7 protein-coding genes are annotated in these 8020 nt (G+C 48.5%); 2 read left to right on the top strand and 5 right to left on the bottom strand.

Annotated elements, in window-relative coordinates; all coding sequences use genetic code 11:
- Positions 1-159 precede the first annotated feature (159 nt).
- Both FD01_RS14450 and FD01_RS14445 read left to right on the top strand, forming a co-directional pair.
- Positions 160-342, top strand: a complete 183-nt coding sequence (locus FD01_RS14450) for a hypothetical protein (protein WP_056965009.1) — start codon at positions 160-162, stop codon at positions 340-342.
- Positions 343-513: 171 nt separating this feature from the next.
- Entirely contained in the window at positions 514-1905 is a 1392-nt protein-coding gene (locus FD01_RS14445) for an amino acid permease (RefSeq protein ID WP_056965007.1), read from the top strand.
- Positions 1906-1960: 55 nt separating this feature from the next.
- Here the strand turns inward: FD01_RS14445 and FD01_RS14440 are convergent, their stop codons facing one another.
- The 5 genes from FD01_RS14440 to acnA form a co-directional block, all read right to left on the bottom strand.
- The gene (locus FD01_RS14440; protein ID WP_054715338.1) at positions 1961-2275 is read right to left on the bottom strand and encodes a hypothetical protein; all 315 of its coding nucleotides are present in this window, start codon (positions 2273-2275) and stop codon (positions 1961-1963) included.
- A gap of 79 nt (positions 2276-2354) precedes the next feature.
- Complete coding sequence (locus tag FD01_RS14435) at positions 2355-2732, bottom strand: hypothetical protein (RefSeq protein ID WP_054715335.1); 378 nt, start codon at positions 2730-2732, stop codon at positions 2355-2357.
- Positions 2733-2882: 150 nt separating this feature from the next.
- Positions 2883-4142 carry an NADP-dependent isocitrate dehydrogenase gene (icd, locus tag FD01_RS14430; protein WP_056965005.1) on the bottom strand — a complete coding sequence of 420 codons (1260 nt, stop codon included), beginning with the start codon at positions 4140-4142 and terminating at the stop codon, positions 2883-2885.
- A 16-nt stretch (positions 4143-4158) separates the two neighbouring features.
- Positions 4159-5253: a citrate/2-methylcitrate synthase gene (locus FD01_RS14425; protein WP_056965003.1), complete on the bottom strand. Its 1095-nt coding sequence runs from the start codon at positions 5251-5253 to the stop codon at positions 4159-4161.
- A 25-nt stretch (positions 5254-5278) separates the two neighbouring features.
- Positions 5279-7885: an aconitate hydratase AcnA gene (gene acnA / locus FD01_RS14420; RefSeq protein WP_056965002.1), complete on the bottom strand. Its 2607-nt coding sequence runs from the start codon at positions 7883-7885 to the stop codon at positions 5279-5281.
- Positions 7886-8020 lie beyond the last annotated feature (135 nt).

Below are 8020 nucleotides of genomic sequence, written 5' to 3'. Positions count from 1 at the left end.
AGGCCTAAAACTTCCGGCGTTGAAGTGCTCTTCAACACCAAAAATTTTAGACCCATAATAGTGAGTATCAGGTGCCGAGGTGCCTGATATTTTTTCGCGCAAAATTCGCCAAATCGAGCAAACCGTGTTAATGTCAGCGAACAAAAGGTGGTGGCGGATATGTTTGTGGTCCTCATTATTGAAATCTTGTTGATCCTTGGCCTGATCATTTTGACTCGCAGCTTTCTGCAAACTCGGCGCAAGGCCATGCTTTGGACCATGGTCGCAGTGGCAGGCTTAATTGCGATCATCACCATCCCCGTGCTCATGGTCATCTTTGATCTCGGGACGAATGGTTGGTGATTTTACTTATGGATGAATATTATTCATCTAAATCTTGATAAATTTCACACAGCTCACTTAAGCCCGCCACGACGCGTTTTCATTGATGCGGCGGGCTTGGGCGTGTTGCACCACCAGCATTCGGTCGGTAACATAGAGGATGTGATATTTTTTCAGAAAGCAGGAGAATGCATGGCAAGCAAGCAAAACGCAGATGGCACCAAACGTGAATTAACCAAACGACATGTGCAAATGATCGCCTTAGGTGGCACCATTGGCACGGGGTTGTTCCTAGGCGCCAGCAATTCCATCATGAAAACCGGTCCTTCGATCTTATTGGTTTACCTGGTCTTAGGCGTGATTTTCTTCTTGATGATGCGTGGGATCGGCGAAATGATGTACCACGATCCGGATAAGCACACCTTCATCTCCTTTATCGGCAAATACTTAGGCAAAACCGTCGGCTACTTCGCTGGTTGGACTTATTGGCTCGGGATCATTTTTGTCGCGATGGCAGAACTCACCGCCGTTTCCAAATATGTCCAGTACTGGTTTCCCAGTTGGCCGACTTGGGCGATTCAAATCGGCGTGTTAGCGATTTTGGTTTCGATTAACCTGATTGCGGTTGGACTGTTTGGGGAAGCAGAATTCTGGTTTGCCATGATCAAAATCACCGCCATCGTCGTGATGATCATTGTCGGCTTGTTCCTAGTGTTCACCAACTTCAAAACGCCAGTAGGTCATGCCAGCTTCGGAAACATCACCAACCACTTCTCAATGTTTCCAAATGGCATCATGAGTTTTGTCGCCGCCTTTCCAATGGTATTCTTCGCCTTTCAAGGCATGGAATTCATCGGCATTACCACTAGTGAAACCCAAGATCCACGCAAAGTTTTACCTAAAGTGATCAATGAGATCATCTATCGGGTCTTGCTGTTTTACATCGGCGCCATTGCCATCATCATGGCGATTTATCCTTGGCAATCGCTTGACCCGACCCAATCCCCATTTGTGCAAGTCTTCCAATTAGCCGGAATGAAAGCTGCCGCTGCGGTCATCAACTTCGTGGTATTAACAGCCGCAGCTTCTGCCTTGAACTCCTACATGTACTCAGCCGGTCGGCATTTTTATCAATTGGCGTTAGACACCAAGCACTCCAAGTTCATGAAACACTTCCGCAAAATTTCGCGGACTGGCGTGCCGGCACGCGGGATCTTGTTCTCCGCAGCTTTGGTCTTGATCGGCCCGATTTTAAATTCAATGCCGCAAATCACTGACGCCTTTGCCTTTATCACCAGCGTCTCCTCTGATCTTTACATCATCGTGTACTTATTGACGATGATGGCGCACCGCAAGTATCGCGAATCGGCAGACTTTGATCCTGAAGGCTTCTTGATGCCTCATTACAAATTCACCAGTCCTTTGGTGATCGGCTTCTTCGCCTTGATTTACGTCAGCTTGTTCTTCACAGGCTCTGGTGCGATTTGGCCAGCAATCGGTGGGTTAGTTTGGACCGTGGGCTTTATGGCTGCGATCAAATTCGTCAACCGCCAAACTGCTGTGAGTATGAACGTCGAAGACTAATGATCAAAAAAGCCACCCAACTTCGAGTTAAAAAGTTGGGTGGCTTTTAATGTACTCAAGCGAGCGGCTGATACTGCTTGGCAAACTTCCCAGCTGACACCACCCGATGATTGGTGACATCCAAATAATCGCCGGGATAGCCTAATTCATACATCGCGTATCCTGCAAAGCCCCCGCCGATCGCGCCCACTGCACCAGTTTGTAAGTTTTTGGTCAATGACGGCTGCAAGCCACTCATTAAGATCCGCACATGATGATCTAGCCAAACCAAATAATTTTCAGCAAATGCCTGTTGCACCCATGGTGGTTGGGGCCCAGTTTCGCTGATTTGCCAAACTTCAGCGACTGCCCCTTTGTACATAGCCTGCATATGATTACCTCTTAAATGTAGCGCTTTCATTCCGCGGTAAAATAAAAGCCTTCGTCTGTTAACGAAAGCTTGAATCGCCTCAGCACACCCCTGTGCGCGTGGCGACCAGCAACGTCAATTGATCACAGAGATCTGCGACCGTATGCGCTGCTGGGAAAAATTGCAAGTTTTCTGGTCGTGACGCTTGCCACTGACTCGCTGAATATCTTGGGGCTTTATGCGCGATCGCACGTGCATCCAGTCCCAACTCGTCTGCTAGTCCCCGCAAGCGGCGCAATTGCGCCAAGCGCAACTGATTGGTGTAGTGGCCCACCACTAACACTGCCGCCATCCATAAACCATAAGCCAACATGCCAGCAATAAACGATTCAAACACCAAAACAATGATCTCATGCATCAACATTAACCCAACGATCAAAATCATCAATTCCAATGCTTTTAACGTACGTCGTTTCATCACTGTCACCTCCATCATCCAAGATACACGGATGCTATCAGACACTCAAGTGATGTGACAGAACTGTTAGTTCGCGTCACTCAAACGGTTGTGCACAAGCTTTTAAAAAGTGACAGCAAAAAAGCAGGCACTTGGCCTGCTGCTAGAGGTTTATAAATGTTCTGCCACATAGCTCCCAAAACCTTGGGTACCAAGGACGGTCGCCGCGTCACTGGTAGCAAAGTCTTGGGTGACATGTTGGCTTTGAATGGCTTCGGCGATGCCTGAGCGAATCAAGTCCGCGGCTTCTCCCCAACCGATGTAATCAAACATCATCGCCCCACTTAAGATAATTGAGGTGGGATTCAACAAATCTTTACCAGCGAATTGAGGGGCGGTCCCATGCGTCGCTTCAAAAATCGCTTGGCCAGATTCGTAGTTGATATTGGCACCTGGGGCAATGCCGATGCCACCAACTTGCGCCGCTAACGCATCAGACAAGTAATCCCCGTTCAAATTCATCGTCGCCAACACTTCAAAATGATCAGGATGCAACAAAGTTTGTTGGAAACAGTTGTCACAGATAATATCATTGACGATGATCTTACCAGCGGCTTTGGCACCAGCTAAGGCCTGATCGGCTGCGTCTGCCCCGTCAGTCTTTTTGATGTCATCATATTGGTGCATGGTAAAAGTCTGATCGGCAAAATTCGTTTCTGCTTCTTCATAGCCCCAACGCTTAAATCCGCCTTCAGTTTGCTTCATGATATTGCCTTTGTGCACCAAAGTCACAATATGGCGATCATGTTTGATGGCGTGTTCAATAGCGGCATGGACCAACCGCGCAGAGCCTTGTTGAGAAACTGGTTTAATGGCAAATGCTGACGTGTCTGGAAAACGCACTTTATCGGCTTGTCCTTGTTCAGCTAACAAGGCTAACCAAGCCTTGGCTTCTGGTGTGCCTGCAGACACATCGATGCCAGCATAAATGTCTTCCGTATTTTCGCGGAACACATCGATATCGACTAATTCTGGATGCACAACTGGCGCTGGGACGCCTTTAAAGTATTGCACTGGCCGGAAACAGGCATATAAATCTAACGTTTGACGCAAAGTGACATTGATCGAACGATGCCCCTCGCCGACTGGGGTGGTCAATGGCCCTTTGATCGCCACCAAATGCGACTTTAAAGCCGATAAAGTCGCTTGCGGTAGCCACTCGCCGGTTTCAGCAAAGGCAGCTTCACCAGCCGAAAGGGGTAGCCAGTCAACGGACCGGGCGCCAGCATAGGCTTTTTGAACTGCCGCGTCGAAAACTTTTTGCGCGGCTTGCCAAATTTCAGGCCCGATGCCATCCCCTTGAATAAAGGGGATCTGGGGGTGATCTGGGGTGTTTAATTGATGATTTTGCATGGTAATGGCTGAACTCATAATGCCCTCCAGGAATTTATTTGTCTGCGACTGGTTTAACATGACGATCAGTCGGCCCAACATATTCAGACGCTGGCCGAATCAAACAAGCTTCAACGCGTTGTTCCATGATATGCGCCAACCAACCAGCCGTGCGACATGCGGCAAACATGACAGTAAACGTCGATTCATCCAACCCTAAACTGTGATAAACCACGGCGGTATAGTAATCGACATTAGGATGCAAGCCCAGCTTTTCTAACATATAACTGGCGATTTGCTCTTGGATCTCAAAAAATGGTTGATTGTTCGTTTCATCGGCCATCTCTTCTGCAATCCCGCGCAAGATTTTCGCCCGCGGATCGCCATCTTTATACACCCGATGGCCAAAGCCCATGATTTTTTCATGATTGGCAATTTTATTGTCGATGTAGCGCTGAGGAGATACCCCGGTATGCCGGATTTCTTGTAGCATATTGAAGACTTGTTCATTGGCACCACCATGCAATGGGCCTTTCAACGCACATACTGCGGCAGTTAAACAAGAATAAAAGTCCGCATTCGTTGACGCCACCACCCGACTGGTGAAGGTTGAGGCGTTCAGTTCATGGTCCGCATGTAACACCATCACGGTATTAAACATGCGCACTTGCGACTTGCTTGGGCGCCGACCCATAAACAAGTACATGAAGTTTTCCACCACGCCCCATTCAGGATTCACTTGCATTTGCGGTTGGGAATCACGCAAGCGAATGATCGCGGCGATCGTTGTGAGCATTTTGCCTAAGATCTCGCGCGGTTCATCGAGTTTGCCGTCGTTGTTGGTGGTCCCAAGCAAGGACACCATCGTCCGTAAAATACTCATCGGATGTTGGGGTTCCAAGGCGATATCACCCATTAAGCGAATGGTTTCATCAGGCAAATGCATCGAACTGAGCAAATCATGTTGCATGGTTTTGAGTTGTTCGGCGTTCGGTAAATTCTTGTGCCACAGCAGGTACACCACTGCTTCGTACGGTAAGTCTTTTAATTCTTCAATGGGGTAGCCGGCAAAAGTCAGCTTCGAATCTTTGGTCGAGCTGATCTTGGTTTCGGTGATTACTACCCCTGCTAATCCTTTAGGTACGTCCATATGGTATTCCTCCTGTGGGTTTAATTTAATTCAAAGCGTTGGCCACGATTTGCGGCATGATCCCACCAGCTTGGTAATAGCCCCAATCTGCAGGTGTATCAAAGCGCACTTTGGTATCAAAATGTTTCACTGAGCCATCCGTCGTTGTCGCAGTAACATGCGCCACACTTTGATCGAGTTCAATTTGATAAGTTTCTTTTCCAGTCAGCCCTAAGCTTTTAGCGGTGTCGCCTGGCAAGTATTGCAATGGGATCACACCCATCATCGCCAAGTTCGCGCGGTGAATGCGTTCAAAACTTTCGGCAATGATGGCTTTAACACCGAGTAACTTCACACCTTTAGCGGCCCAATCGCGAGATGACCCCATCCCGTAATCTTTGCCGGCTAAAATCACCAAACCAGTCTTGGTTTTGGCATAAGCTTGCGACGCTTCGTAAATCGTGGTTTGCGTCCCATCTGGTAAGGTCGTAAACCCGCCTTGCGTACCTGGTGCCAATTGGTTTTGTAAGCGAATATTAGCCAAAGTCCCGCGCATCATCACTTCATGATTCCCGCGCCGAGAGCCATAAGAGTTAAAGGCTAATGGCGTGATGCCGCGAGCTTGCAAATATTTGCCTGCCGGCGTATCGCGACCGATAAACCCGGCCGGGGAAATATGGTCAGTGGTAACTGAATCGCCTAACTTGGCAAGGACGCTTAACCCAGTCAGAGTCGTTGGTGCCGCTTGCGTTAAGGCTTCCCCAAATGGTGGCTTAGCGATATAAGTTGACGCGGCGTCCCAAGCGTAAGTGTCGCCTGTGGCAGTTGGCAAAGCATCCCAGTCAGCATTTTGATGATAAAGAGTTTGATAATTAGCCGTAAATTGTTCAGGGTGCAAATAATCGGCTGTCAGTTGGGCAATTTGTGCGTCACTTGGCCATAAATCTTTCAAGTAAACGGCGTGACCATCCGCAGCATGGCCGACCGGTTGGGTATCTAAGTCGATATCCATCGTCCCAGCTAACGCGTAGATCACAACTAATGGCGGTGAGGCCAAATACGTATCCGTGATCTTCGGGTTCACCCGCCCAGTGAAGTTACGGTTGGCTGATTCGACTGCGGCCAAGGGATACGGCTTGGCTTCAACGGCGGCTTGCAAATCATCTTGCAAAGCCCCAGAATTCCCGATACACGTCATACAACCATAACCCGTCAAATTAAAGCCCAAAGCATCGAGATCTGCTTGCAAACCAGCAGCCGTCAAGTAATCGGAAACCACCCGCGAACCAGGTGAAAAACTGGTTTTAACGTATTCAGGCACTTGCATGCCGAGTTCCCGCGCTTTTTGAGCGATCAACCCAGCAGCAAACAGCACTTGCGGATTTGAGGTGTTGGTACAACTGGTAATGGCGGCCAACCCTAACGCCCCTGGATGTAAGTCAAAATGCTTACCTGCCACGGCAACTGGAAAAGCTTCTAAATCGCGGCGATCATCGAATTGCTTCGGTAGATCCGCCAAGTAAACCAAATCTTGTGGCCGTGTTGGGCCGGCAACACTTGGCTTAACTGTAGAAAGATCCAATTCCAGATTTTCACTGTAATGCCGAATATCATCTTCGACAGGTTTGTAAGCCAAATGGTTGGCATCGGCATACGCTTGCACCAACGCAATTTGTTTCGCGGAGCGACCAGTCAATTTCAAATAATCGATGGTTTGACTGTCGATTGGGAAATACCCACAAGTGGCACCATATTCCGGTGCCATATTGGCAATGGTGGCCCGATAAGCTAATGGCAAGTTGGACAAGCCCACGCCGTAATATTCGACGAACTTACCAACCACGCCATGTTCACGCAACAAATGCGTCAAGGTTAACGTGAGGTCTGTGGCCGTGACCCCTGGTTGCAACCGACCGGATAAGTTCACCCCGACGACTTTTGGCGTTTGCATCAAGGTGGCTTCACCCAGCATATTCGCTTCCGCTTCGATGCCGCCGACGCCCCAGCCGAGCACCCCTAAGCCATTGATCATCGTGGTATGCGAATCGGTACCGACTAATGTATCTGGGAAAGCCAGGCCATCTTTGGTCATCACCACTTGCGCTAAGCGTTCCAAGTTGATTTGATGAATAATACCAGTATCCGGTGGGACGACTTGTAAATTAGAAAAACTATTTTGGGCCCATTTCAAAAAGGTGTAGCGTTCTTGGTTGCGTTCAAACTCGCGCTTGACGTTAAAGGCAAAGGCTTCGTCGTTGCCGGCTTTATCAACTTGCACCGAATGATCGATCACTAAATCGACTGGCACGGATGGGTTGATGCTAGTGGCATCCCCACCTTGCGCCACGACGGCATCACGCATTGCGGCTAAGTCGACGATTGCCGGCACGCCGGTAAAGTCTTGCAAAATGACGCGTTCTGGTTGATAGGCGATATCTTGATCATGGGCATTGTCCCAGCTCAATAAAGCGTTCAGTTCATCGCCAAGGGCAAGGCCTTGGTTAGCCCGACGTAAAGCGGCTTCAAGTAAGATCCGAATCGTGTAAGGTAAGGTGTCGACTTGGGCATGATGATCACCCAAAAATGCAGAAATATCCGCATATTTGTAGGTTTGGTCGCCACTTTGGAACGTGTTTTCGTATATCTGTGCCATCCGTTATCCCGTCCTTTACGTTATTGAAAGCTTATTTTAATCTAATCCTTAATTTATCATACAAATTTAATATTATCGTGCTTATCTGACAAGTCAAGCGGTTTCGTCAGCTTATCTAACGCGATATTTAATTAA

Origin of the sequence: Lacticaseibacillus manihotivorans DSM 13343 = JCM 12514 (genome assembly GCF_001435035.1) — a bacterium.
Classification (GTDB): Bacteria; Bacillota; Bacilli; order Lactobacillales; family Lactobacillaceae; genus Lacticaseibacillus; species Lacticaseibacillus manihotivorans.
Note: the sequence above shows the minus strand (reverse complement) of the source record. Positions and strands in the feature narration are given on the sequence as shown.